Source organism: Rhodococcus gordoniae (assembly GCF_001646655.1).
In the GTDB taxonomy this organism is placed as follows: domain Bacteria; phylum Actinomycetota; class Actinomycetes; order Mycobacteriales; family Mycobacteriaceae; genus Rhodococcus; species Rhodococcus gordoniae.
Genome location: NZ_LPZN01000065.1, coordinates 1 through 22,680, shown reverse-complemented (window position 1 = coordinate 22,680; position 22,680 = coordinate 1). Strand labels below are relative to the sequence as shown.

Genomic DNA, 22,680 nt, shown 5'->3' with positions numbered 1-22,680 from the left:
GGTCCACCGGCCACCCGACACCCGACGATCGGAGAATTCGTGGCAGTGCTGTGCCCGCCTCGACCGGACGCCGTCCGGCGTCCCCCCGATCCGGACGCCGTCGTACCGGTAGCCTTCTCGACAGGCGTCGATGAAGGGATCGGTGTGGTCGAGGAGTCTGTGGAAGAACTGACGGAGCGGTTCGAGCGGGATGCGCTTCCCCTGCTCGATCAGCTCTACGGCGCTGCGCTGCGGATGACCCGCAACCCCTCCGACGCCGAAGATCTGGTGCAGGAGACGTACATCAAGGCGTTCTCCGCCTTCCGGTCGTTCCGGGAGGGAACCAACCTCAAGGCGTGGCTGTACCGGATCCTCACCAACACCTACATCAACTCGTACCGGAAGCGGCAGCGGCAGCCCGCGCAGTATCCGACCGACGAGATCACCGACTGGCAACTCGCCGCCACGGCCGAGCATTCGTCCACCGGTCTGCGGTCCGCCGAGGTCGAGGCGCTCGACGCGCTTCCCGACGACGACATCAAGGCGGCGTTGCAGGAACTTCCCGAGGAGTTCCGCATGGCCGTCTACTACGCCGATGTCGAAGGATTCCCCTACAAGGAGATCGCAGAGATCATGGGCACGCCGATCGGCACCGTGATGTCGAGACTGCACCGGGGACGCAAGCAGCTGCGCGGCCTGCTGGCCGACGTTGCGCGCGATCGTGGATTCATGCGGGGGAAGGCCGTGGACGCGGCAACCGGAACAACCGATCCGGCCGAGAGCGGAAAGGGAGCAGCGCAGTGAGCGAACCCGACTTCGATCGACTCGACTGCTCGGCGGTGATCGCGGACGTCTATCTGCTGCTCGACTCCGAGTGCGACGCCGGTTCCCGGGAGAAGCTGCAACGGCACCTCGACGAGTGCGGCACGTGTCTCGAGGCCTACGGGATCGAGGAGAAGATCAAGTCGCTGCTCGGTCGCAAGTGCGGCGGCGAACACGCCCCCGAGGGGCTGCGGGAGCGGCTGATGTTGCAGATCCGCCGCACCGTGGTGATCACCGAAACCGACATCACCGAGTCGTAGCGGGACGACGCACGGGCTCCCGTTCGGGACGGCGCCGAACACGACAGGTCCGAACGTGACAGGGGCCGGAAAGCTGCTGCTTTCCGGCCCCTGTTCGCGTCTCAGGCGTTGGGACGCTTGCCGTGGTTGGCGGCGTTACCCTTGCGGCTGCGCTTCTTGCGACCTCGCTTACCCATGGTGGGATCTCCTTTCTCGTTCATTACAGTGTTTCACGTGCGGTCGAGTGGTCCTGTCGGCAGGTCCGCCGCCGGAGCGTGAAACGAGGTGTTCGATGGCGGAAGACGTACGCGCGGAGATGGTATCGACCGTGTTCGAGGTCGTCGTGCGAGAGGGTGACGTGGTGGCCGAGGGCGACACGCTGGTGATCCTCGAGTCGATGAAGATGGAGATTCCGGTGCTTGCCGAGACGGCCGGCACGGTGACCTCCGTGGGCGTCACGGTCGGGGACGTCATCCAGCAGGGCGACCTCATCGCCGTCATCTCCTGACGACGGATATCTCCTGAGTACGAAAGCGGTTCCCGTGTCCACACTCAGCTCGTTGCTCGCGAGGTACACCGATCTTCCGGGCGCGGCCGTCGATCACCTGCAGCGGGTCGTGGGCGAGTGGCAGTTGCTCGCCGATCTGTCGTTCGCCGACGTTCTCCTCTGGGTCGATGCCGCGCCGTCCGGAATCGTGTGCGTCGCGCAGTGCCGGCCCACCACCGCGTCCACGGTCATCCCGGAGGACGCTGTCGGCACCCTCGTCTCCGACAACGAACATCCTTACGTGCGTGAGGCTTTCGAGACCGGCACGATAGTCGACGTCAAGTCGTCCCCGGGCGCCGGAATCAACATCCGGCAGGCCGTGCCCGTGCGCTGGGACGGCCGGGTCGTCGCGGTGCTCAGTCGCGACGCCGCGCGCGTGTCGCGGCGGTCGGCCAGCGCTCTCGAAACGGCCTATCTCGAATGCGCCGACGACCTCTATCGCATGATCAGCGAGGGCACCTTCCCCACGCCCGAAGCGCGCTCCGACACCAAGTCGAGTCCGCGGGCAGGCGACGGGTTCATCCGTCTCGACCGGGCGGGCAAGGTCGTCTATGCCAGCCCCAACGCGCTGTCGGCCTACCACCGGATGGGTCTGAACTCCGACCTGATCGGCCAGGATCTCGTCGGGACGACCCGCGCGCTGGTCACCGACCCCTTCGAGAGCCGCGACGTCACCGACTACCTCCGCGGGGCCGTGGAGGGTCGTCTCGGTCAGCGTATGGAGGTCGAGGCACGCGGTGCCACGGTCCTGATCCGTGCGCTGGTCCTGAATCCGGGGGGGAAGATCCGGGGCGCCGCGGTGATCGTCCGCGACGTCACGGAGGTCAAGCGTCGCGACCGCGCCCTGCTGAGCAAGGACGCGACCATCCGGGAGATCCATCATCGCGTCAAGAACAATCTGCAGACGGTCGCCGCTCTGCTGCGTCTGCAAGCGCGCCGAACCGGTAACACGGAGGCCCAGCAGGCCCTCGGGGAGGCGGTCCGTCGCGTCACATCCATCGCCCTCGTGCACGAGGCCCTGTCGATGTCGGTGGACGAGGAGGTCGATCTCGACGGTGTCTTCGACCAGCTGATCCCGATCGTCGTCGACGTGTCGACGGTGGGCAGTCAGATCCGGGTGGTGCGGGAGGGAAATCTCGGTGTGTTCCCCGCCGACCGCGCGACGCCGCTGGTGATGGTGCTGACCGAGCTCGTCCAGAACGCGGTCGAGCACGCCTTCGATCCGGGCGTCAACGGCACGGTCACCGTCAATGCCCAGCGTTCGGCCCGCATGCTCGACGTGGTGGTACGCGACGAAGGGAAGGGTCTTCCCGAGGGCTTCAGCCTCGAGGCGTCGAACCGGCTCGGTCTGCAGATCGTCCGGACGCTGGTGGCCGCGGAACTCGGCGGATCGCTGGAGTTGACGGCCAACGACACCGGCGGAACCGATGCGCGCCTGCAGTTGCCGCTGGGCAAGGTGCCGGTCGCCTGAGGCGTCCGGCGTCCCGATGTGTGTAAGCCCGACGTTCGAAGGCCCGGCCTCCGTGAGGAGACCGGGCCTTCGAACGTATGTCGGAGTCCGCTCAGACCGCCGTGCGAGCGCGGGTGCGAGCGTTGCGGCGCTTGAGAGCGCGGCGCTCGTCCTCGCTCATTCCGCCCCACACGCCGGCATCCTGGCCGGACTCGAGTGCCCACGAAAGGCATTCGGCGGTGACGGGGCAACGGTTGCACACGAGCTTGGCATCCGCGATCTGCGCGAGAGCCGGGCCGCTGTTCCCCACGGGGAAGAACAGTTCCGGATCCTCGTCGCGGCAGATGGCCTTGTGGCGCCAGTCCATGCTTCTACTCTCCTTCGATGGTGCGTGCGCACCGGCTGATCGGTCAATGCGTGTTCACGCCTGCGGCACGGAGTGTTTCCGCGCGGTTACTTGTGAATGCTTTCACGAACGAGCGTGGAGTCAATAGAATCGACCATGATCGTGGGGAAGCTCACGCTGGTGTGAGTTTCGAGTTCGCCGACCCCTCTTCCTACTCCCTTTCGGCCGAGAAGGTAGTGGTAATCACAGAATTCGTGCTTCTCTTTCGGCCGCTGCCCCGCTACAGGGACTGTGGACGAGGCGCGACGACATCGAGGATCGACGGTACGGCCACGAACTCGACCTCGGTGCGGAGTCCCAGATAGTCGCCGTCCACCTGGAGTCCGATCGGGCGCGACGCCCGGGCGCGGACGCACGCGATGTCGTCCGCACGCACCAGGTACGGGGACGCCGGCTCGCCACGGGTGGCCAGGAGTTGCCTCACCACCCGCAGGCTCGGAGATACCCGGGTGGTGGTCATGGCAAACACCCCGAGTCCGGTGGTGAACGACGTACCGGGATTCGTGTGCACCGGACGGGACTCGAGATACGTCCACGGACTCGAGTTCGACACGAACGCATAGTGCACACCCGGAATCGGATCGGATCCGGGCAGCTCGAGCGTGAGCGTCGGCTCGTCCCGCTTCGCCGCGAAGAACCGGGTCACCGCATGCCGCACGTAGCGCGCCGTGGTCACCTTCCTGCCCTCCGCGCGGCTGAGGTCGATGGCCTCGCACACCTGGGCATCGAGACCGAGCCCCGCATTGAAGGTGAACCATCGCCCGTCGCAGTGACCGAGACCGATGCGGGTGCTCCTGCCCTCCCGCAACGACTCGAGCACCTGTCCGGTCGCCTCGAGTGGATCGGCCGACAGGCCCAGGGAGCGCGCGAAGACGTTCGCCGAGCCACCCGGCACCACCGCGAGCCGGGGGAGCGTCGGATCGGCGGAGCGATTCGGGGACGGGCCGAGCAGACCGTTGACGATCTCGTTGACGGTGCCGTCACCCCCGTGCGCGACGACGACGTCCATCCCGTCGCCGTGCGCCGAGCGCGCGAGTTCGGCGGCGTGCCCCCGATGGGTGGTGTGCGCGACGGTCAACGTGAGCCGGCCCCTCAGTGCGTGAGCGAGGCGGTCGCGACCGGCAGGAGTGGTCGTCGTCGCATTCGGGTTCACGATCAGAAGGGCGCGCACGGAACATCAGCCTAAGTGGTACCCGGCGGGTCCACTACGCTGGACGGGTGCCTCTCGAAACACCTCGCAGCAGCGTTCCGTCGACCGTGCGTGCCGCCGGCTGGCTCGTCGTCCTCGAGGGGCTCGTCGCGATGGGGTTCGCGGTGTACTCGATCATCCGTGCCGCCTCGGGCGAGCACGATCAGTCGGTGACCAACGGCTACGGCTTCGCGCTGTGGTTGTTCGTTCTGTTCGGCGGAGTCCTGGCCGGCGGGATCGCACTCGTGCGCGGTGTGCGCTGGGGGCGTGCCGTGGCGGTGCTCGCGCAGTTGCTGTTGCTGCCCGTGGTGTGGTCGCTGCTGACCGACTCGCACCAGCCGGTCATCGGCACCGTGCTGGCGCTCGTGGTGGTGCCCACGCTCGTGCTGCTGTTCAGCCCGCCCACCTCGCGGTGGCTGGCGCACGAGTACGCGCCCGACGCCGACGAGTGAGCCGCTCAGCTCCCGAGGGCGCGCAACGCGGGTCCGCTGAGCCGGAAGGTCGTCCACTCGTCCTGCGCGACGGCTCCGAGCGAGCGGTAGAAACCGATCGACGGCTCGTTCCAATTCAGTACGGACCAGGACAGACGGGTGTAATCGTGCTCCACGCATTCGTGGGCGAGTGCCGCGAGCAGCGCACGTCCGTGCCCCTTGCCGCGGTGCTCGGGTAGGACGAACAGATCCTCGAGGTAGATGCCGTGCACGCCGTCCCAGGTGGAGAAGTTCCGGAACCACAGCGCCACGCCGACGACACGCGCCGGTCCGCCGTTCTCACCCGGTTCCTCGGCGACGTGCGCGTAGACGGAGGGTCGCGGGCCGAACAGGGCCTCGTGGATCTGCTCGGGGACCACCGTGCACTCGTGCCGGGCCTTCTCGTATTCGGCGAGGTCGTAGATCAGGCCGGTGATCGCGGGGACGTCCTCGGGTATGGCTCTGCGGATCACGACGGGCTGCCTCCTGTGGTCTCGTGCGTAGATTCACCTCGCGTCGCGCCGTCGAGTGCGCGAGGATCGGGGTCGTGGCAACGGTACTTGCAGTGGCAAATCAGAAAGGTGGCGTCGCCAAGACGACCACCGTCGCGTCGTTGGGTGCCGCACTGTCGGCGCTGGGCCGGCGGGTGCTCGTCGTCGATCTCGATCCCCAGGGATGTCTGACCTTCTCGCTCGGACACAACCCCGACAAGCTCGAACAATCCGTGCACGAGGTGCTCGTCGGCGGTGTCGAGACGAAGGACGTCCTGCTCGGGACAGCGGAAGGGATGTCGCTGCTCCCGGCGACCATCGACCTCGCGGGCGCGGAGGCGATGCTGCTCATGAAGCCGGGGCGTGAATACACCCTGAAGCGGGCGCTCGCGTCGGTGGAGGACGATTACGACGTCGTCGTCATCGACTGCCCGCCCTCTCTGGGCGTCCTCACCCTCAACGGGCTGACCGCGGCGCGGTCCGTGCTCGTTCCGCTGCAGTGCGAGACGCTCGCGCACAGGGGAGTCGGGCAGCTCCTGCGCACGGTGAACGAGGTGAAACAGATCACCAATCCGGATCTCGAGCTGCTCGGCGCGCTGCCGACCCTCTACGACTCACGCACCACGCACAGCCGCGACGTGCTCGCCGACGTCTCCGATCGGTACGACCTGCCGGTGCTGGCGCCGCCCGTGCCGCGCACGGTCCGCTTCGCGGAAGCCTCTGCGTCGGGTGCCACGGTGCTGGCGGGACGGAGGAACAAGGGGGCCGCAGCCTACCGCGCTCTCGCCGAGAACCTGATGCGCTACTGGTCGGGTGAGGCGGAACTCGTGACCTTCGAGACCGTTACGGACTGAGACGGCCCCGCCGTCGGTGTCGAACGGGACGGCCCCGCCGTCGGTGCCGAACGGGACGGCCCCGCCGTCGGTGCTGAACGGGACGGCCCTGCCGTCGGTGCCGACCGAGGCGGCCCCGCCGTCAGCGCAGCGCGACGAGTTCGTCGCCGCGCTGCTCGACGACGACGTCCCCTGCGACGGCGATGTTCACCGACGACACTGCACCGCGCTCGACATCGATGCGCGGCCCGCGCTCCCCGGTCCGGGAGTCGACTCCCAGCAGGGCGTCCTCGACGGGGAGCAACAGTGAACCGGCCATGATGTCGCCGGTTCCGAGTGTGTCCTCGACGGTCCATTGCGGAGCGAAATCGGTGGTGGACAGTGCGACGGTGTCGCGGCCGGTCCACCACACGAGTACACCGCCGCGTTCGAGTGCGGGATCCTCGGATGCTCCGGCCGGACGCGGCAGGATGTGGGTGTCGACGAGGGTGCCCGCGCTGTCGAAGACCTCGATGCGCGGCCCGGCGGTGTCGTCGGGCGCCAGGTAGACCGCCGTGCGGTCGCCGACCACGGCGACGACCCTGGCCTGGGAGTCACGGTCGGCATCCGGAAGCACCGATGAGGCGAGTTCCTCGGGTTTCTGACTGTCGTCGGGGGTGGGCTCGAGCAGGGTGAGCCGAGTGGTCGGCTCGTTCGCGCACTGTTCGAGGACGGCCAGCACCTCGGCTCCCGCATCCGCCGAGCGCAGTTCGCACCCCGAGCGGGGCTGGGCGTTCGGGTTCACCGGGGCGTCGACCCGCCCGTACTCGACGGTGCGCACCAGATCGGAACGCCACATCTCGAGGCGCGTGTCGCCGAGAGCGATCAGGTGTGAACCGGTGTCGACCAGCCGGATCGGATCGTCGGCGTCGCTCGACCGCTGCGCGCCCCGGGCGCCGCTACCGGCGTCGAGTGCGGTGACCTGACCGCATCCCCGCGGGTCGCGGTAGACGGAGACCACATCGCCCCAGGCCTCGGTGGCCGCGCACAACGCCCGGTCGCGGTCGTACCGCCAGCGCTCCTCACCCGACTGCGGGTCGCGGCCGACGACCGCACCACCGTCGGCCGTGGCGATCGTGCCCCCGGACACCACCGGTGCGGTCGTCGCGGCGCTCGGAGCACGCCACAGTTCGGCGAGGGTCAGGGGGAGCGACTGTGCGGTCGCGGGAGTGGGGACGGGTCCGTCCCAGGTCGTCGACGTGGTGCCCCGCGCATCCGACGTCAGCCAGACGACACTCGCCGCCACCAGAGCGGTGACGACGAGTGCGGCTGCGACGAGAAGGTCGGTGCGGGTGCGGCGCTCGGGCGCGAGCACGTGGCTATCGTGCGGACGACGTCGAGACTGCTTCCACGCTCGACGTGTCCTGCTGCTCTGCGCGACCGGCGGGGCCCTCGCCCGAACGGGTGCGACGGCGACGACGGCGACGGCGGGCCGGAGTCTCCGCCCCGGTGCCCTCGCCCGTCTCGGATGCGGCCGGCTGTGCCTCGGTCGCCGCCGAGTCGTCGGCACCGGTAGGAGCGGCGTCCGTCGCGGAACCGTCGGCCGACCTGCCGCGCACGGTGCGGCGGCGGACCCGGTTGCGCTTCGGTCGCGATCCCGCCTCGCGGCCGGCGCGCTCGCGCTTCTCGCCGTCCTCGGCGGGAGCGGCGGCGGGGGCGGCCTTGCGGACACGCCCGGTGGCGTCGGTCGGGATGTTCAGTTCCTCGAACAGGTGCGGGGAGCTCGAATAGGTCTCGATCGGCTCCGGGATGCCGAGATCGAGCGCCTTGTCGATGAGCTGCCAGCGCGGCACGTCGTCCCAGTCGACGAGGGTGATCGCGATACCGGTACGGCCGGCGCGACCGGTACGGCCGATGCGGTGGACGTAGGTCTTCTCGTCCTCGGGGCACTGGTAGTTGATGACGTGGGTGACGTCGTCGATGTCGATACCGCGCGCGGCGACATCCGTCGCGACGAGCACGTCGATCTTGCCGCTGCGGAACTTGTCGAGTGCCTTCTCGCGCGCGATCTGACCGAGATCGCCGTGCACCGCGCCGCATGCGAAGCCGCGCTCGACGAGATCGTCGGCGACCTTCTGCGCCGTGCGCTTGGTGCGGGTGAAGACCATGGTGGCGCCGCGGCCCTCGGCCTGCAGCACGCGGGCGACGAGTTCGGCCTTGTCGAGGGCGTGCGCACGGTAGACGAACTGCTGGGTGCGTTCGTGCACGGCCGACGATTCGGCCTCCTCGGCGCGGATGTGCGTCGGGCGGTTCAGGAACGTGCGGGCGAGGGTGATGATCGGGCCGGGCATCGTGGCCGAGAACAGCATCGTCTGACGGCGGTCGGGGACCATCGTGAGGATGCGCTCGATGTCGGGCAGGAATCCGAGGTCGAGCATCTCGTCGGCCTCGTCCATGACGAGGACACCGATCTTGCCGAGGATGAGATGACCCTGGTTGGCGAGGTCGAGCAGACGACCCGGCGTGCCGACGACGACGTCGACGCCCTTCTTCAGCTCGTCGATCTGCTGCTCGTAGGGGCGACCGCCGTAGATCGACAGGACCTCGAGGCCGGACTTGCGGCTGCCGGGCAGGTACTTGGAGGCATTCACGAGGTCGTTCGTGACCTGGATGCACAGTTCGCGGGTGGGGACGATCACGAGGGCACGGGGGGTGCCGTCGAGCGTGGTCGTGCCGGATCCCTCGGTGGCGATGCGGTGCAGGAGGGGAACGCCGAAGCCGAACGTCTTGCCCATACCCGTGCGGGCCTGACCGATGAGGTCGTCGCCGGCGAGGGCGAGCGGCAGGGTGAGTTCCTGGATCGCGAAGGTACGTTCGATGCCGACTTCGGCGAGGGCGCGAACGATCTCGTCGCGGACACCGAGCTCACCGAAGGTGGGGGGTACGTGGGTGGAGTCGAGTTGCGCGGAGACGGTCGTCTCGCTCGCGTCGTCTTCGTGGTCGATGGTGATCTTGCTCAGGGGTCTGGCCTTCCTGGTCTCGGCACGCACGCACGAGGGGGAAAGGCGACCGGCCTGCACCTCAGCACGAGCGGTGTCGAACCAGGCTCGGCGAAGCGCGGCAGCGATCCGCAGTTCGGGTGCGCGCACATTATCTGGGAAGCTCGCGGGCCACGGTCGGCGGCTCGAAGCGCGGGCTTCCCGGACCATTGTACCGGTTCCAGCGCATTCCACGAGGTAGTACTACGCTTCGTCGTCATGGGAGCCGAAAAGTCGCCGTCCACAGCAGAGCCCGGCCGGGCGCCGGAAGAGGCCGCAGTCCCCGCCGATCATCCCGGTGTGTCGGAGTTGTTCGCCGTGCTCGCGTACGGCGAGATCTCGGCGTTCTACCGGCTCGCCGAGGACGCCCGGTTCTCCCCGTCCCTGCGCGGCCGGGTCGCGCTCGCAAGCATGGCAGCTGCGGAGATGAGCCATTTCGAGACGCTCCATACCGCCCTCACCGAGCGCGGAGCGGAGATCTACGCGGCGATGGAGCCCTATCGCAAGGCGCTCGACGCGTACCACGCGTCGACCACCCCCTCGACCTGGCTCGAGGTGCTCGTCAAGGCGTATGTGGGCGACGGCATCGCCGCCGATTTCTACTGTGAGATCGCCGACATGCTCGCGCCGGAGGTGTCCACGGTGGTCCGGGAGGTCCTCGCCGAGACCGGGCACTCGGAGTTCGTGGTGCAGGAGGTCCGCGAGGTCGTCGAGCGGAGTCCGCTGCAGAAGGACCGTCTGATGTTGTGGGGACGCCGGCTGCTCGGTGAGGCCATCACCCAGGCGCAGTACGTGCTCGCCCAGAACGAGGAACTCGCCGAACTGGTGATTCTCGCGTCCGGCGACCTGACGAACATCGCGGCACTGTTCGATCGTATGCAGGTCGAGCACGCCGAACGGATGTCGGTGCTCGGACTGCATTAGCCTGGGGCGGACAGCAGTACCCGCTCGGTTTTCATGCATGAGATTCGGAGGTCCACCGTGGAGGTCAAGATCGGCGTCGCGGACAGCCCGCGCGAAGTTGTCGTCGTCAGCGACCAGACGCCCGACGAGGTGGAGAAGCTCGTCCGGGCCGCGTTGAACGGCGCCGACGACGGAGTGCTCGCCCTCGTCGACGAGAAGGGCCGCAAGGTTCTCGTGCAGGCCGCCAAGATCAGCTACGTGGACATCGGTCCTGCCACGCTGGGCAAGGTCGGCTTCGCCGCCAACTGAGAGCGACCGACGAGAACGGGCCGGGGCTTGTCGCCCCGGCCCGTTCGTCGTTCGTACGGTGCCGTCAGTGCCGACGGTGTTCGCTCTCTCGTCAACGCCGACAGTGTTCGCTGTGTCGTCAGCGCCGACAGTGTTCGCTGTGTCGTCAGCGCCGACGGAGTTCGGGCTGCAGCGGCACGTGCTTGAGACCGCCCCAGGCCAGAGCGACCGTGGTGTCGACCGCGTCCTCCTTGGGGATCGGGCGTGCGGCGTCGAGCCAGTAGCGTGCGGTGAACTGGCTCGTTCCCACCAGGCCGACCGCGAGGATGCGGGCCCGGTACGGATCGAGACCGGAGTCGTGGCTGACGAGGTCGAAGACGGCGTCGACGCACGCCTCGGTGGCCTGCTCCACCCGCCGCGACACCTGCGGTTCGCCCATCAGATCGGATTCGAAGACGAGCCGGAATCCCTGGCTGTCGTTGTCGACGAAATCGAAGAAGGCCTGCACCGCGGCGCGCACGCGCTGACGGTTGTCGGTGGTGGACCGCAGGGCCTGACGTACGCCGTTGATGAGGGTGTCCACATAGTTCTGGAGCACGGCGCAATACAGTTCGAGCTTGCCGGGGAAGTGCTGGTACAGGACGGGCTTGCTCACTCCGGCGCACTCGGCGATCTCGTCCATGCCGGCCGAGTGGTAACCGCGTGTGACGAAGACCTCGCTGGCAGCCTCGAGCAACTGGGCACGACGCTCGTCACGCGGCATCCGGGCGCCCCGTTTGCCGTTGGAACCCCGGCCGGATGCTCGTTCGGTGACGTCGGTCATGCTTACTCCCAATCTGCACTACTTCCGAACGTGGCCTGTACCACCTCGGCGCTCCTCGTCTCTGCACGTTACAGGTGAAGTCGCGTGTCGAACGGATCGGCCTACCGCCCAGTATCCGTTCCCGGTGCACGAATGGGGGCGCAGGTTCGGCGCTTCGGATATCGAAATGGTCTCGATATGACATCCTGACATCCGTGATCGAGCGTGGAGGAGTGCGCGAGAGCAGGGGCCCGCAGGGCTCCTCGCCGACAGATCCTTCCCCGACGCTGCCCGGTTCGTCCCGGTCGCGAGGAACGGAGCGACCCGAGGCGGGTCGCCGGTCGCACCAGCCCCTGCGTGCCGTGTGGGACCCGGTGGGACGGCCGGACCGGCCGCCGCGCCGACCGCGACCCGAACGGGACGTCCGCAAGCAGACCCGCGTGGGCAGGTTCGTCGCCACCTACGGCTGGCGTGCCTATGCCGTGCCGATCCTCGCCGTCGTGACCCTGGTCGTGCTGTGGGACGCCGTGCGCGGGGGAGGCGAGAACATGCCCGCCGAGACGGCCGTGGCGGGCGAGGTCACCGACATCGTCGTCGAGGCGCCGCGGGCAGAGGGAACCTTCCCCGAGTCGCTCGAGTCCGGCGCCCTGCCGGCCGGTGGCCCGTTCACGGCGGCCGGTGCCCGGCAGTGGCGGATCCTTCCCGGCACCACCGGACAGGCAGGGGCGGGACAGACCCGCGTGTTCACCTACACGGTGGAAGTGGAGGAGGGGATCGGCACCACCGGCTACGGCGGCGACGCGGCCTTCGCGACGATGGTGGATCGGACCCTCGCCGATCCGCGCAGCTGGATCGGCGACGAGGCCCTGGCCTTCCGCCGGATCGACACCGGTGAGCCGGACTTCCGGATCTCCCTCACCTCGCAGATGACCATCCGCGAAGGATGCGGCTACGACATCCCGCTCGAGGGTTCGTGTTTCAACCCCTCGATGGAGCGGGTGTTCCTCAACGAGGCGCGATGGGTGCGCGGGGCCGTCGCCTTCCAGGGAGATATCGGGTCGTACCGCCAATACCTCGTCAATCACGAGGTCGGTCACGCCATCGGCCTGGCGCAGCACGACGCCTGCACCATCGACGGTGGTCTGGCGCCGATCATGATGCAGCAGACCTTCGGAACCGCCAACGACGACATCGCCCGCCTCGACCCGGACGGCGCCGTCCCGGCCGACGGACTGCGGTGCCGGTTCAATCCCTGGCCGTACCCGCGGGCATAGCCGCCGGGGCACAGTTGTCGGGGGCACAACCGCCGGGGCACAACCGTCGGGAGGGCTGTCGGGGGAGGCTTCCGCGAATGGCACGATGGACGGTGACGCACGACGCATCGCGACAGGAGAACCCGTGACCGCAACGACACCGTCGACGCGACGACCTCTTCCGCCGCTCGTGGAGCCCGGCGCGGAGCTCGGTCGCGAGGAGGTCGCCCGGTACAGCCGTCACCTGATCATCCCGAATGTCGGGGTCACCGGCCAGCGTCGCCTGAAGAACGCGCGGGTGCTGTGTATCGGCGCCGGCGGCCTGGGTTCGCCCGCCCTGCTGTATCTCGCGGCGGCGGGGGTCGGCACGATCGGCATCGTCGAGTTCGACGACGTGGAGACGTCCAACCTGCAGCGCCAGGTGATCCACGGCCGCTCCGACGTCGGACGGCCCAAGGCGGACAGTGCCCGCGACAGCATCCTGGCGATCAACGACGGTGTGACCGTGCGCCTGCACGAGACGCGCCTGGAGTCGAGCAATGCCGTGCAGCTGTTCGAGCAGTACGACCTCATCCTCGACGGCACCGACAACTTCGCGACCCGCTATCTCGTCAACGACGCCGCGGTCCTCGCGGGCAAGCCCTACGTGTGGGGATCGATCTTCCGTTTCGAAGGCCAGGTATCGGTGTTCTGGGAGGACGCCCCGGACGGACGCGGCCTGAACTACCGCGACCTCTACCCCGAGGCACCGCCACCGGGGATGGTTCCCTCCTGCGCGGAGGGCGGGGTACTCGGCGTCCTGCCCGGCACGATCGGCACCGTCATGGCGACCGAGGCGATCAAACTCGTCACCGGGATCGGCGAGCCGCTGCTCGGTCGCCTCCTGATCTACGACGCGCTCGCGATGTCGTTCCGGACGGTGACCCTGCGCCGGGATCCGGGACGGGTGCCCGTCACCGAACTCGTCGACTACGAGGCCTTCTGCGGGATCGTTCCCGATGCCGCCGCGTCGGCTCGCTCGGCCGTCACCCCCAGCGAGTTGCGCCGGATGCTCGACGAGGGCCGCGACATCGCGCTGATCGACGTGCGCGAACCCGTCGAGTGGGAGATCGTCCGCATCGACGGTGCCCGGCTCGTGCCGAAGGACCGCATCCTCTCCGGTGAGGTCCTCGCCGACCTGCCGCAGAACACGCCGATCGTGCTGTACTGCAAGACGGGAATCCGATCGGCCGAGGCGCTCGAAGTGCTTGTGCGAGCCGGATTCTCGGACGCGACACATCTGCACGGCGGGGTGATCGCGTGGGCGCAGCAGGTGGATCCCTCGCTACCGGTGTACTGACGGTGACCTCGTTGTGACCTGAAACAGCGGAGTGCCTTCCCGATCCGGGCGGTGTGCGGCGGTAGGTTGAGCTGCGTGAGCTCACTCGAACCGCCTCAGCACGTGTGCTCCACATTCGGTCTCCGCGACGTCGAACCGGTCCCGCTCGGGCCCGACTGGGACGGCGGTTTCCGGTGTGGGGACGTGGTGCTGTCCCGAGTCGCCGATCATGCTCGCGCGGCCTGGTCCGCCAAAGTGCGGGAGACCCTGACCGTCGACGGAGTGCGGCTGGCCCGTCCGGTGCGGTCCACCGACGGTCGCTACGTGGTCTCCGGATGGCGCGCCGACACCTACATCGTCGGTACGTCCGAGCCCAGGCACGACGAAGTGGTCTCGCTGTCGCTGCGGCTGCACACCGCCACAGCGCAGCTCGAACGCCCCCGTTTCCTCATGCAGCCTCCGGTCGCACCCTGGGAGGACGTCGACGTCTTCGTCGCGGCCGACCGCGCGGCCTGGGAGACCGTGCCGTTGCGCAGCGCCCGCGCGGCCGGTGCGCCCGAGACGGTGACACCCGACGGCCGCAAGAGCCTCGACCTCATCAACCAGCTCGCGACCTTCCGCAAGCCGGTGCACCTGCCCGACCAGCTCGTCCACGGCGACCTGTTCGGCACCGTCCTGTTCGCCGGGCGCGCGGCCCCCGGGCTGACCGACATCACCCCCTACTGGCGTCCGGCCTCGTGGGCGGCCGCCGTCGCCGTCGTCGACGCACTGTCGTGGGGCGGCGCCGACGAAGGACTCATCGGCCGGTGGGAGGACCTGCCGGAATGGCCGCAGATGCTGCTGCGCGCGGTGATCTTCCGGCTGGCCGTGCACGCGCTGCACCCGCGTTCGACCGAGGACGCCTTCCCGGGCCTCGCGCACACCGCCGACCTCGTGCGGTTCCTCCTGTAACACCTCACAGGGCGGCGGGCGCCGGGGTGAGCAACTCTTGACGCGACGGACACCGCGGGCAGCACCGTAGCAACACCCGTTTCCTACCTTGGGGATCGACACGGACCCGAGGAGGAACGGCGATGACGATCTTCATCGAAAAAGAAAGTCTCCGAGACAAATTCGCGCGGAGGCACAATATCGAACGGTGGGACGCCGAGGATGTCGAGGCGTGGGAGACGGGCGGCAGGCAGGTCGCCAAGCGCAACCTGATCTGGTCGGTGATCGCCGAACACGTCGGCTTCTCCGTCTGGTCGATCTGGTCGGTCATGGTGCTGTTCATGCCCACCGAGGTGTACGGCATCGACGCCGCCGGCAAGTTCTTCCTGGTCGCGGTGCCCACACTCGTCGGCGCGATCCTGCGCATCCCGTACACCGTCGCCACCGCCCGCTTCGGTGGCCGCAACTGGACCATCTTCAGCGCCCTGGTACTGCTGATACCCACCCTCGGGGCGCTGTACCTGATGCTGAACCCGGGCCACTCATACACCACCTTCATGCTGGTCGCAGCACTCGCCGGCGTGGGCGGCGGCAACTTCGCGTCGTCGATGACCAACATCAACGCCTTCTATCCGCAGCGCCTGAAGGGCTGGGCACTCGGACTCAACGCCGGTGGCGGAAACATCGGTGTCCCGGCCGTCCAGCTGATCGGTCTGCTCGTCATCGCCACCGTCGGCAACACCGAGCCCTGGATCGTGTGCGCGGTCTACCTGGTCCTGTGTGCCGTCGCAGCCCTGGGCGCCGCACTGTTCATGGACAACCTCGGTGATCAGAAGGCCGACCTGCGGGCCATGGGCGCCGCGCTGAAGTTCCGCGACTCGTGGATCATCTCCTTCCTCTACATCGGCACCTTCGGTTCGTTCATCGGTTTCGGCTTCGCTTTCGGTCAGGTCCTGCAGATCAACTTCCTCGCCGGCGGCGACACCCCCGCCCAGGCCGCCCTGCACGCCGCGCAGATCGCCTTCATCGGCCCGCTCCTCGGATCGATCTCGCGGCCGCTCGGCGGAAAGCTCGCGGACCGCATCGGCGGCGGCAGGATCACCCTCTACACCTTCGTCGCGATGGCCCTGGCCGCCGCGGTGCTCATCGTCGCCGGCACCCTCGACGACCGCGCCACCGGCGCAGCGACCGGTGGTGTGCTGACCGCCATGGTGCTCGGCTTCATCGCCCTGTTCCTGCTCTCCGGACTCGGCAACGGTTCGGTCTACAAGATGATCCCGTCCATCTTCGAGGCCCGTGCGCAGGATCTCGACGACCTGGATCGCGACGAGAAGGCCGCCTGGTCGCGCAGCATGTCCGGTGCCCTCATCGGTTTCGCCGGTGCCATCGGCGGCCTCGGCGGCGTCGGCATCAACCTGGTCTTCCGCGCCTCCTACGGCGGCCAGGCCCAGTCCGCGACGATGGCCTTCTGGGTCTTCGCGATCTTCTACCTCGCGTGCATCGTCGTGACCTGGTTCGTCTTCCTCCGCCGTCCCCATCCGACCGCCACGAGCGAACCGTCCACCGAGGCTCCCGCCCCGGCGCGCGTCGCAGTCTGACCGATCCCCGGCACGAAGGAAGAGAACATCATGAGCCGCAAGAACGTCGTGGTCGTCGGACACGGAATGGTCGCCCACCGCTTCGTCGAAGCCCTGCGTGTCCGCGACGAGCAGGGCGACTGGTCGGTGACCGTGCTCGGCGAGGAGACCGACGCCGCCTACGACCGCGTGGGACTGTCGTCCTACGTGGGGTCCTGGAACCGCAAAGAACTCGCCCTGGCCGGAAACGATTATGCAGCAGACGATCTCGTCGACCTGCGGGTCGGCACCCGCGCCGTGGGCATCGACCGCGCGGCCCGGACCGTCACCACCGCCGGCGGTGACGTTCTGCGCTACGACAGCCTCGTCCTCGCGACCGGCTCGTATCCGTTCGTCCCGCCGGTGCCCGGACACGACCTGCCGGACTGCTTCGTCTACCGCACCCTCGACGATCTCGACGGCATCCGCGCCGCGGCCCGACGCGCCGAGGCCACCGGCCGCGCCGGTGTCGTCATCGGCGGCGGTCTGCTCGGGCTCGAGGCCGCCAACGCGCTGCGCCTACTGGGCGTGACCCCGCATGTGATCGAGTACAACAACCGGCTTATGCCCGCCCAGGTCGACGAGGGCGGTGGCCGTGTCCTGGACCGTCTCGTCACCGACCTCGGACTCGTCACCCACCTCGGTGTGGGCACCGCGAAGATCGCATCGGGGCCGGAGGGGCTGCAGGTGAACCTGTCCGACGGAAGCGTCATCGAAGCGGGTCTCGTCGTCTTCTCCGCCGGTGTCCGTCCCCGCGACGAACTCGCCCGGGAGGCCGGACTCGAACTCGGTGGTCGCGGCGGTGTGCTCACCGACCGCTCCTGCCGCAGCACCGCGGACGCGGCCGTCTACGCCATCGGCGAATGCGCCGCCGTGGACGGCACCTGCTACGGACTCGTCGCCCCGGGCTACAGCACCGCCGAGGTCGTCGCCGACCGGCTCGTCGGCGGCACCGCCGAGTTTCCCGGCGCAGACATGTCCACCAAGCTCAAGCTGCTCGGCGTGGACGTCGCGAGCTTCGGCGACGCCCACGCGACGACGCCCGGCGCCCTCGAGGTCGTGCTGTCCGACTCCGCGAAGGGCACCTACGCCAAGCTCGTCGTCTCCGACGACGCGAAGACCCTGCTCGGCGGCATCCTCGTCGGCGACGCCTCGGCCTACGGCACGCTGCGACCGCTGGTCGGCCGCGAGCTGCCGGGTGACCCGGCAACGCTGATCTCTCCGGCGGGGGAGAAACCGGGCGCCGGTTCGCTGCCCGACGACGCCGAGGTGTGCTCGTGCAACGGCGTGACCAAGGGCGCGATCTGCGACGCGATTGCCGAAGGGGCCTGCGACATCGCACAGATCAAGTCGTGCACGAGCGCCGGCACCACCTGCGGCGGTTGCCTCCCGAGCGTCAAGCAGCTCCTCGCCCGGTCGGGTGTGCAGATGTCCAAGGCCCTGTGCGAGCACTTCGAACAGTCCCGCGCCGAGCTGTTCCAGATCGTCCAGGCCACCGGGATCCGTACCTTCTCCGCGCTCATCGCGCAGTACGGCACCGGGCACGGTTGCGACATCTGCAAGCCGGTGGTCGCCTCGATCCTCGCCTCCACCGACTCCGACCACATCCTGCACCCGAAGCAGGCCGGCCTGCAGGACACGAACGACCACTTCCTCGCCAACATCCAGAAGAACGGCACCTACTCGGTCGTGCCGCGCATGCCCGGCGGCGAATGCACGCCCGAGCAGCTCATCGTCATCGGTGAGGTGGCACGCGATTTCGGCCTCTACGTGAAGATGACCGGCGGTCAGCGCGTCGACCTGTTCGGTGCACGCGTCGAACAGCTCCCGCAGATCTGGAAGCGTCTCGTCGACGCCGGCATGGAATCCGGCCAGGCGTACGGCAAGTCGCTGCGCACCGTCAAGAGCTGCGTCGGCTCCACCTGGTGCCGATACGGCGTGCAGGACTCGGTCAGGATGGCCGTCGCCCTCGAATTGCGTTACCGAGGACTGCGATCGCCCCACAAGCTCAAGATGGGTGTGTCGGGCTGCGCCCGTGAATGCGCCGAGGCGCGCGGCAAGGACGTCGGTGTCATCGCGACGGAGAACGGCTGGAACCTGTACGTGTGTGGCAACGGCGGCCAGTCGCCCAAGCACGCGCAGCTTCTTGCCGGTGGTCTCGACGACGAGACCCTCGTCCGCTACATCGACCGGTTCCTCATGTTCTACATCCGCACCGCCGACCGGCTCCAGCGCACCGCCCCCTGGCTCGAGGCGCTCGAGGGCGGGCTCGAGCACCTGAAGGAGGTCGTGTGCGACGATGCCCTCGGGATCGCCGACGACCTCGAGGCCGCCATGGCCAAGCATGTCGGCGGTTACAAGGACGAGTGGGCCGGCGTCCTCGAGGACCCGGAGAAGCTGGCACGGTTCGTGTCGTTCGTCAACGCGCCCGAGCAGCCCGACCCCACGGTCCGCTTCGACGACAGCGGCCCGCGCAAGGTCCCCGTTCTCGTGGGTATGCCGGGTATCGGACCCGGAACCGGGGCATGACGACCGCTTACCCCGAGGGAACGAGCGGGTAATGCGCTCGAAACACCGGACACCCACACTTCAGGACAGCAGTGTCAAGGGAGGACAGCGATGACCGTCATCGAGACGTACACCGTAGGGGGATCGACGCGCGAGAGCGTGTTCGACGGGCGACTGGAATGGACCTCGGCCTGTCCGCTCAGCCATCTCATTCCGGGCCGTGGAGTTGCGGTGTTGCTGCGCGGCGGCGAGCAGGTTGCCCTGTTCCTGCTCGACGACGGAACGCTGCGCGCGGTGGGCAACATCGATCCGTTCGGCCGCGCCGCGGTGATGTCGCGCGGAATCGTCGGTGACCGTGCCGGCGAGCCCACCGTGGCGTCGCCGCTGCTCAAGCAGGTTTTCTCCCTCGACGACGGTCGCTGCCTCGACGATCCGTCGGTGCGTCTGCCCGTCTACGAGGTGCGCGTGTGGGCGGGAGTCGTCCAGATCCACAGCCTCGTCCCGCGCGACCGGCGGCACGAGGGCGCGACCGGAGAGGGTTCGTGAACGACGACACCCCACCGTTGCGGGGATTCACCATCGGCGTGACGGCGGCTCGACGCGCCGAGGAATTCGCCACTCTCCTCACCAGGCGCGGGGCCGAGGTCGTGCATGCTCCCGCCATCCGCATCATCCCGCTGTCCGACGACGACGAACTCGAACGCGTCACCCGGTGCATCGTCGCGCAACCCCCGGACATCACGATCGCCACCACGGCGATCGGATTCCGCGGCTGGATGGGCGCAGCGGAGGGATGGGGACTCGCCGACGGCCTCGCGCAGGCACTCGGCACGAGCCGGATCCTCGCCCGCGGCCCGAAGGTCACGGGCGCGATCCGGGCCGCCGAACTCCGGGAGGAGTGGTCTCCCTCCTCGGAATCGTCCGCCGAGGTGCTCGAGCTCCTGCTGAACGAGGGAGTCACCGGCCGCCGCATCGCCGTGCAGTTGCACGGTGAGCGCACCGAATGGGAGCCCGGGACCGATGTGTGCGAGGCACTGCGCGCCGCGGGTGCCGACGTCGTCCCCGTCCCGGTCTACCGGTGGACACCCCCCGAGGATCTCACGGCGCTCGACCGGATGATCGAGCAGATCGTCGAACACGGACTCGACGCCGTGAGCTTCACGAGCGCACCGGCCGTCGCGTCGATGCTCATGCGGGCCAAGGAGACCGGTTGGCTCGAACCGATGCTGCGGTCGCTGCGCACCGGCGTCACGGCCGTGTGCGTCGGTCCCGTCACCGCGGCACCGCTCATCGAACTCGACGTCCCCGTGAGCATGCCCACCCGTTCCCGGCTGGGTTCGCTCGCCCGGCACATCGCCGAGGAACTACCCCGGCGGGCCGTGCGCATCGAGGCCGGCGGCCACGTGCTCAGCCCGCGGGGACGCTGCGTGATCGTCGACGGCACCGTCCGGTGCCTTCCCCCTGCCGGGATGGCCCTGATGCGCACGCTCGTCGCGCGCGCCGGCCTCGTCGTCTCCCGGGAGGAACTTCTCGCGGCGCTGCCCGGCGGGGGCGGCGACACCCACGCCGTCGAAACTGCGATCGCGCGGGTGCGCTCGGCGCTCGGAGCACCGGCGATCGTGCAGACCGTCGTCAAGCGCGGTTACCGCCTCGCCGTCGACCCGGAAGGAATGCACCCGTGACCGGTACACCTACCGACCCCGCCCTGCTGCTCGTCGCCCACGGCACCCGCAATCCGCGCGGTGTCGACATGATCGCAGCGCTCGCCGACGCCGTCTCCTCCCGCGTCGGTTCCACCCGCGTCGCCTTCGTCGACGTCCTCGGGCCGTCGCCGTCCGAGGTCCTGCGCGACACCCACCGTCCGACCGTGCTCGTTCCGGCCTTCCTCGCCTCCGGCTACCACGTGCACACCGACGTTCCGCGCGAGGTCGCGGCGGGTGGGAACGACGCGGTGACGATCACCCCCGCACTCGGTCCCGACCCGGCCCTCGCCCGCGTTCTCGTCGAGCGGTTGCGGCAGGCCGGCTGGACCGAGGGCGACGACGTGGTCCTCGCGGCAGCCGGTTCGTCGGATCCTCGTGCCCGCCACGATATCCATGTCACGGCTCGCATGGTCTCCGCGCTCGTGGGCACCCCGGTGCGGGTCGGATGGATCGCCACCGGCGAACCGCGGGTCGCGACCGTGGTGGACGAGGTCCGCGCACGTGGCGCACGCCGCGTGTTCGTGGCGTCCTGTCTGCTCGCCGACGGCCTGTTCCATCGTCGCCTGTCCGAGGTCGGTGCAGACGGTGTCGCCGCACCGATCGGAGTGGCCGAACCCGTCGTCGACCTCGTCGTCCGGCGCTACCGCTCCGCGGTCGACGCGCTGCGCGCGGTCGCGCCGAACGAGGCGCCGCGCCGCGCATGTGGGATCGGCTCGCCACGCGTCTGACTCAGTGGGGGAGCGGTAACAACTCGACGGGATCGCCGTCCGCGGCTCCCGGCGGCACCACCGCGATCGCGGTGCGCCCGATGAGACCGGCCAGATGCGCTGTGCGAATCATGTTGTCGCACAACCATCGTCCCTGTTCGTCCTGGCGGGCAGGAAGCAGGCGTGTGATGTCGCCGACGACCTCCGAGGCATTGGCCAGCGGCGCGGTCACGGCCGCGGCGGGTGTACGGAGCGTGCGGCCGTCGGCGATCGCGGGCAGCATCACCAGCAGGGTCGACACCGCCGCCACCGGATTTCCGGGCAACCCCAGCACGGCGCGGCCGTCCGGCAGCGTCGCCGCGACCTGCGACCCGCCGGGCTTGCACCGGACCCGTTCGACGACCACCTGCGCGCCGGCCCGCGCCAGCGCCCCCCGCAACTGATCGGCGGCACCCCCTCCCGTCGCCCCCACAATGACCATCGCATCGGCATCGGTGCCCGCGAACAATGCGTCGAATCCGTCCGCGGTGTCGCGGAGATGCCCGTCACCGACCACCATCGCACCGCACCAGCGGACGAAATCGGGGAGCACCGGCCCCAGCGAGTCGCGCGTCTGCCCCTCGCGGAGCGGGCCGGTGCGGCGGATCTCGTCACCCGTGAGCGCGATGTGCACCCGCACGGGACCGCGCACCTCCACTTCCGTGACCTCACCGCTGACGGCCGCGGAGACCACTGCGGGGCTCACAGCGGTGCCGGCAGGGGCGAGAATCGTTCCCGGCTCCCAGTCCTCACCGCGGCGACGCGCGTCGTCGCGGATCGGCGCATCGGACAGGCGGGAGACGAGACCGTTCTCGACACGGACGAATTCGTCGCGCACGACGGCGGTCGCGCCGGTCGGCAGGTGGGCACCCGTCGCGATCCGGGCCGCCTCCCCGTCGTGGAGCGTGAGCGATCCGCCGTCGCCCGCATAACGGATCTCGTTGCGCAGCAACCACGGTCCCTCGCCGGCCACCGCGTAGCCGTCCATGGCCGAGGTCCGCACCCGAGGTAGTGCCTCTGCCGCGACGAGCGGCGCCGCCAGCGTGGTGCCCCGCGCGTCCTCGACTGCGGCGATACGAGACGGCAACGGCACCAGCGCTTCCCGTAGCATCCTGCGCGCATGACCGGGGTCGGTGGCGACCTGGACGGTCGCGGATCCGGCGCGCGCCG

General features: G+C 69.0%; 24 protein-coding genes. 16 read left to right on the top strand and 8 right to left on the bottom strand.

All coding sequences use genetic code 11. The annotated features are described in order from the left end of the window. The first annotated feature begins 144 nt into the window (after nucleotides 1-144). Together A8G18_RS20070 and rsrA are read left to right on the top strand one after the other, a co-directional pair. Nucleotides 145-783 carry a sigma-70 family RNA polymerase sigma factor gene (locus tag A8G18_RS20070; RefSeq protein WP_051017571.1) on the top strand — a complete coding sequence of 213 codons (639 nt, stop codon included), beginning with the start codon at nucleotides 145-147 and terminating at the stop codon, nucleotides 781-783. Continuing rightward, entirely contained in the window at nucleotides 780-1,061 is a 282-nt protein-coding gene (gene rsrA / locus A8G18_RS20065; protein ID WP_016934542.1) for a mycothiol system anti-sigma-R factor, read from the top strand. Before A8G18_RS20070 ends, rsrA begins: the two co-directional genes overlap by 4 nt. A 101-nt stretch (nucleotides 1,062-1,162) precedes the next feature. On the opposite strand, the gene A8G18_RS23705 is transcribed toward rsrA, so the two are convergent. After that, nucleotides 1,163-1,237: a 50S ribosomal protein bL37 gene (locus tag A8G18_RS23705; protein WP_022597109.1), complete on the bottom strand. Its 75-nt coding sequence runs from the start codon at nucleotides 1,235-1,237 to the stop codon at nucleotides 1,163-1,165. Between the two features lie 95 nt (nucleotides 1,238-1,332). On the opposite strand from A8G18_RS23705, the gene A8G18_RS20060 reads away from it, so the two are divergent. Both A8G18_RS20060 and A8G18_RS20055 read left to right on the top strand, forming a co-directional pair. Next, nucleotides 1,333-1,548, top strand: coding sequence for a biotin/lipoyl-binding carrier protein (locus A8G18_RS20060; RefSeq protein WP_026003384.1), 216 nt, complete (start codon nucleotides 1,333-1,335; stop codon nucleotides 1,546-1,548). A 34-nt stretch (nucleotides 1,549-1,582) separates the two neighbouring features. Then, nucleotides 1,583-3,058 carry a sensor histidine kinase gene (locus A8G18_RS20055; protein ID WP_064065264.1) on the top strand — a complete coding sequence of 492 codons (1,476 nt, stop codon included), beginning with the start codon at nucleotides 1,583-1,585 and terminating at the stop codon, nucleotides 3,056-3,058. 91 nt (nucleotides 3,059-3,149) lie between these two features. Here the strand turns inward: A8G18_RS20055 and A8G18_RS20050 are convergent, their stop codons facing one another. Then, on the bottom strand, nucleotides 3,150-3,404 hold the full coding sequence (locus tag A8G18_RS20050; RefSeq protein ID WP_006550236.1) for a WhiB family transcriptional regulator: 255 nt from the start codon (nucleotides 3,402-3,404) through the stop codon (nucleotides 3,150-3,152). Between the two features lie 259 nt (nucleotides 3,405-3,663). Continuing rightward, nucleotides 3,664-4,614 carry a diacylglycerol/lipid kinase family protein gene (locus tag A8G18_RS20045; RefSeq protein WP_064065263.1) on the bottom strand — a complete coding sequence of 317 codons (951 nt, stop codon included), beginning with the start codon at nucleotides 4,612-4,614 and terminating at the stop codon, nucleotides 3,664-3,666. 47 nt (nucleotides 4,615-4,661) lie between these two features. Here A8G18_RS20045 and A8G18_RS20040 point away from each other — a divergent pair, with 47 nt between their 5' ends. Beyond that, nucleotides 4,662-5,084, top strand: a complete 423-nt coding sequence (locus tag A8G18_RS20040) for a hypothetical protein (protein ID WP_371053706.1) — start codon at nucleotides 4,662-4,664, stop codon at nucleotides 5,082-5,084. A gap of 5 nt (nucleotides 5,085-5,089) precedes the next feature. On the opposite strand, the gene A8G18_RS20035 is transcribed toward A8G18_RS20040, so the two are convergent. Continuing rightward, the gene (locus A8G18_RS20035) at nucleotides 5,090-5,575 is read right to left on the bottom strand and encodes a GNAT family N-acetyltransferase (RefSeq protein WP_064065261.1); all 486 of its coding nucleotides are present in this window, start codon (nucleotides 5,573-5,575) and stop codon (nucleotides 5,090-5,092) included. A gap of 74 nt (nucleotides 5,576-5,649) precedes the next feature. On the opposite strand from A8G18_RS20035, the gene A8G18_RS20030 reads away from it, so the two are divergent. Beyond that, nucleotides 5,650-6,447: a ParA family protein gene (locus A8G18_RS20030; RefSeq protein ID WP_026003545.1), complete on the top strand. Its 798-nt coding sequence runs from the start codon at nucleotides 5,650-5,652 to the stop codon at nucleotides 6,445-6,447. A 121-nt stretch (nucleotides 6,448-6,568) separates the two neighbouring features. On the opposite strand, the gene A8G18_RS20025 is transcribed toward A8G18_RS20030, so the two are convergent. Further along, nucleotides 6,569-7,780, bottom strand: a complete 1,212-nt coding sequence (locus tag A8G18_RS20025; RefSeq protein ID WP_064065260.1) for an Rv3212 family protein — start codon at nucleotides 7,778-7,780, stop codon at nucleotides 6,569-6,571. A gap of 4 nt (nucleotides 7,781-7,784) precedes the next feature. After that, the gene (locus tag A8G18_RS20020; RefSeq protein ID WP_064065319.1) at nucleotides 7,785-9,455 is read right to left on the bottom strand and encodes a DEAD/DEAH box helicase; all 1,671 of its coding nucleotides are present in this window, start codon (nucleotides 9,453-9,455) and stop codon (nucleotides 7,785-7,787) included. Between the two features lie 207 nt (nucleotides 9,456-9,662). Between A8G18_RS20020 and A8G18_RS20015 the strand changes: the two genes are divergently transcribed. Then, a complete protein-coding gene (locus tag A8G18_RS20015) occupies nucleotides 9,663-10,367 on the top strand; it encodes a ferritin-like fold-containing protein (RefSeq protein WP_064065259.1) in 705 nt (234 codons plus the stop codon). A 57-nt stretch (nucleotides 10,368-10,424) separates the two neighbouring features. Then, the gene (locus A8G18_RS20010; RefSeq protein ID WP_006550244.1) at nucleotides 10,425-10,655 is read left to right on the top strand and encodes a DUF3107 domain-containing protein; all 231 of its coding nucleotides are present in this window, start codon (nucleotides 10,425-10,427) and stop codon (nucleotides 10,653-10,655) included. Between the two features lie 145 nt (nucleotides 10,656-10,800). Here the strand turns inward: A8G18_RS20010 and fasR are convergent, their stop codons facing one another. Then, nucleotides 10,801-11,457: an HTH-type transcriptional activator FasR gene (gene fasR, locus A8G18_RS20005; protein ID WP_006550245.1), complete on the bottom strand. Its 657-nt coding sequence runs from the start codon at nucleotides 11,455-11,457 to the stop codon at nucleotides 10,801-10,803. 194 nt (nucleotides 11,458-11,651) lie between these two features. On the opposite strand from fasR, the gene A8G18_RS20000 reads away from it, so the two are divergent. The 8 genes from A8G18_RS20000 to A8G18_RS19965 all read left to right on the top strand — a co-directional run bounded on the left by A8G18_RS20000 (nucleotide 11,652) and on the right by A8G18_RS19965 (nucleotide 21,492). Continuing rightward, nucleotides 11,652-12,710 (top strand): DUF3152 domain-containing protein, encoded by a 1,059-nt coding sequence (locus tag A8G18_RS20000; protein ID WP_425337713.1) that lies wholly within the window; start codon nucleotides 11,652-11,654, stop codon nucleotides 12,708-12,710. An 85-nt stretch (nucleotides 12,711-12,795) separates the two neighbouring features. After that, nucleotides 12,796-14,028, top strand: a complete 1,233-nt coding sequence (gene moeZ, locus A8G18_RS19995; RefSeq protein ID WP_064065257.1) for an adenylyltransferase/sulfurtransferase MoeZ — start codon at nucleotides 12,796-12,798, stop codon at nucleotides 14,026-14,028. 75 nt (nucleotides 14,029-14,103) lie between these two features. Then, nucleotides 14,104-14,958 carry a TIGR02569 family protein gene (locus tag A8G18_RS19990; protein ID WP_006550248.1) on the top strand — a complete coding sequence of 285 codons (855 nt, stop codon included), beginning with the start codon at nucleotides 14,104-14,106 and terminating at the stop codon, nucleotides 14,956-14,958. Nucleotides 14,959-15,080: 122 nt separating this feature from the next. After that, entirely contained in the window at nucleotides 15,081-16,535 is a 1,455-nt protein-coding gene (locus tag A8G18_RS19985) for a nitrate/nitrite transporter (RefSeq protein WP_064065256.1), read from the top strand. 30 nt (nucleotides 16,536-16,565) lie between these two features. Continuing rightward, nucleotides 16,566-19,082, top strand: coding sequence for a nitrite reductase large subunit NirB (gene nirB, locus A8G18_RS19980; RefSeq protein ID WP_064065255.1), 2,517 nt, complete (start codon nucleotides 16,566-16,568; stop codon nucleotides 19,080-19,082). 90 nt (nucleotides 19,083-19,172) lie between these two features. Then, nucleotides 19,173-19,607: a nitrite reductase small subunit NirD gene (nirD, locus tag A8G18_RS19975; RefSeq protein WP_064065254.1), complete on the top strand. Its 435-nt coding sequence runs from the start codon at nucleotides 19,173-19,175 to the stop codon at nucleotides 19,605-19,607. After that, entirely contained in the window at nucleotides 19,604-20,743 is a 1,140-nt protein-coding gene (locus A8G18_RS19970) for a uroporphyrinogen-III synthase (RefSeq protein ID WP_064065253.1), read from the top strand. The genes nirD and A8G18_RS19970 overlap by 4 nt, the downstream gene beginning before the upstream one ends. Beyond that, on the top strand, nucleotides 20,740-21,492 hold the full coding sequence (locus tag A8G18_RS19965) for a sirohydrochlorin chelatase (protein ID WP_064065252.1): 753 nt from the start codon (nucleotides 20,740-20,742) through the stop codon (nucleotides 21,490-21,492). Before A8G18_RS19970 ends, A8G18_RS19965 begins: the two co-directional genes overlap by 4 nt. Nucleotide 21,493: 1 nt before the next feature. On the opposite strand, the gene A8G18_RS19960 is transcribed toward A8G18_RS19965, so the two are convergent. Beyond that, nucleotides 21,494-22,680, bottom strand: a 1,187-nt coding sequence (locus A8G18_RS19960) for a molybdopterin molybdotransferase MoeA (protein WP_064065251.1), incomplete at its 5' end; no start/stop codon positions are given.

What these genes read in the sequence shown, in the direction of transcription:
- A8G18_RS19985 (WP_064065256.1), top strand. Translation starts at nt 15,081, where the DNA reads ATGACGATCTTCATCGAAAAAGAAAGTCTCCGAGACAAATTCGCGCGG.
- A8G18_RS20060 (WP_026003384.1), top strand. Translation starts at nt 1,333, where the DNA reads ATGGCGGAAGACGTACGCGCGGAGATGGTATCGACCGTGTTCGAGGTC.
- fasR (WP_006550245.1), bottom strand. Translation starts at nt 11,457, where the DNA reads ATGACCGACGTCACCGAACGAGCATCCGGCCGGGGTTCCAACGGCAAA.
- A8G18_RS20050 (WP_006550236.1), bottom strand. Translation starts at nt 3,404, where the DNA reads ATGGACTGGCGCCACAAGGCCATCTGCCGCGACGAGGATCCGGAACTG.
- A8G18_RS20015 (WP_064065259.1), top strand. Translation starts at nt 9,663, where the DNA reads ATGGGAGCCGAAAAGTCGCCGTCCACAGCAGAGCCCGGCCGGGCGCCG.
- moeZ (WP_064065257.1), top strand. Translation starts at nt 12,796, where the DNA reads ATGGACGGTGACGCACGACGCATCGCGACAGGAGAACCCGTGACCGCA.
- nirD (WP_064065254.1), top strand. Translation starts at nt 19,173, where the DNA reads ATGACCGTCATCGAGACGTACACCGTAGGGGGATCGACGCGCGAGAGC.
- nirB (WP_064065255.1), top strand. Translation starts at nt 16,566, where the DNA reads ATGAGCCGCAAGAACGTCGTGGTCGTCGGACACGGAATGGTCGCCCAC.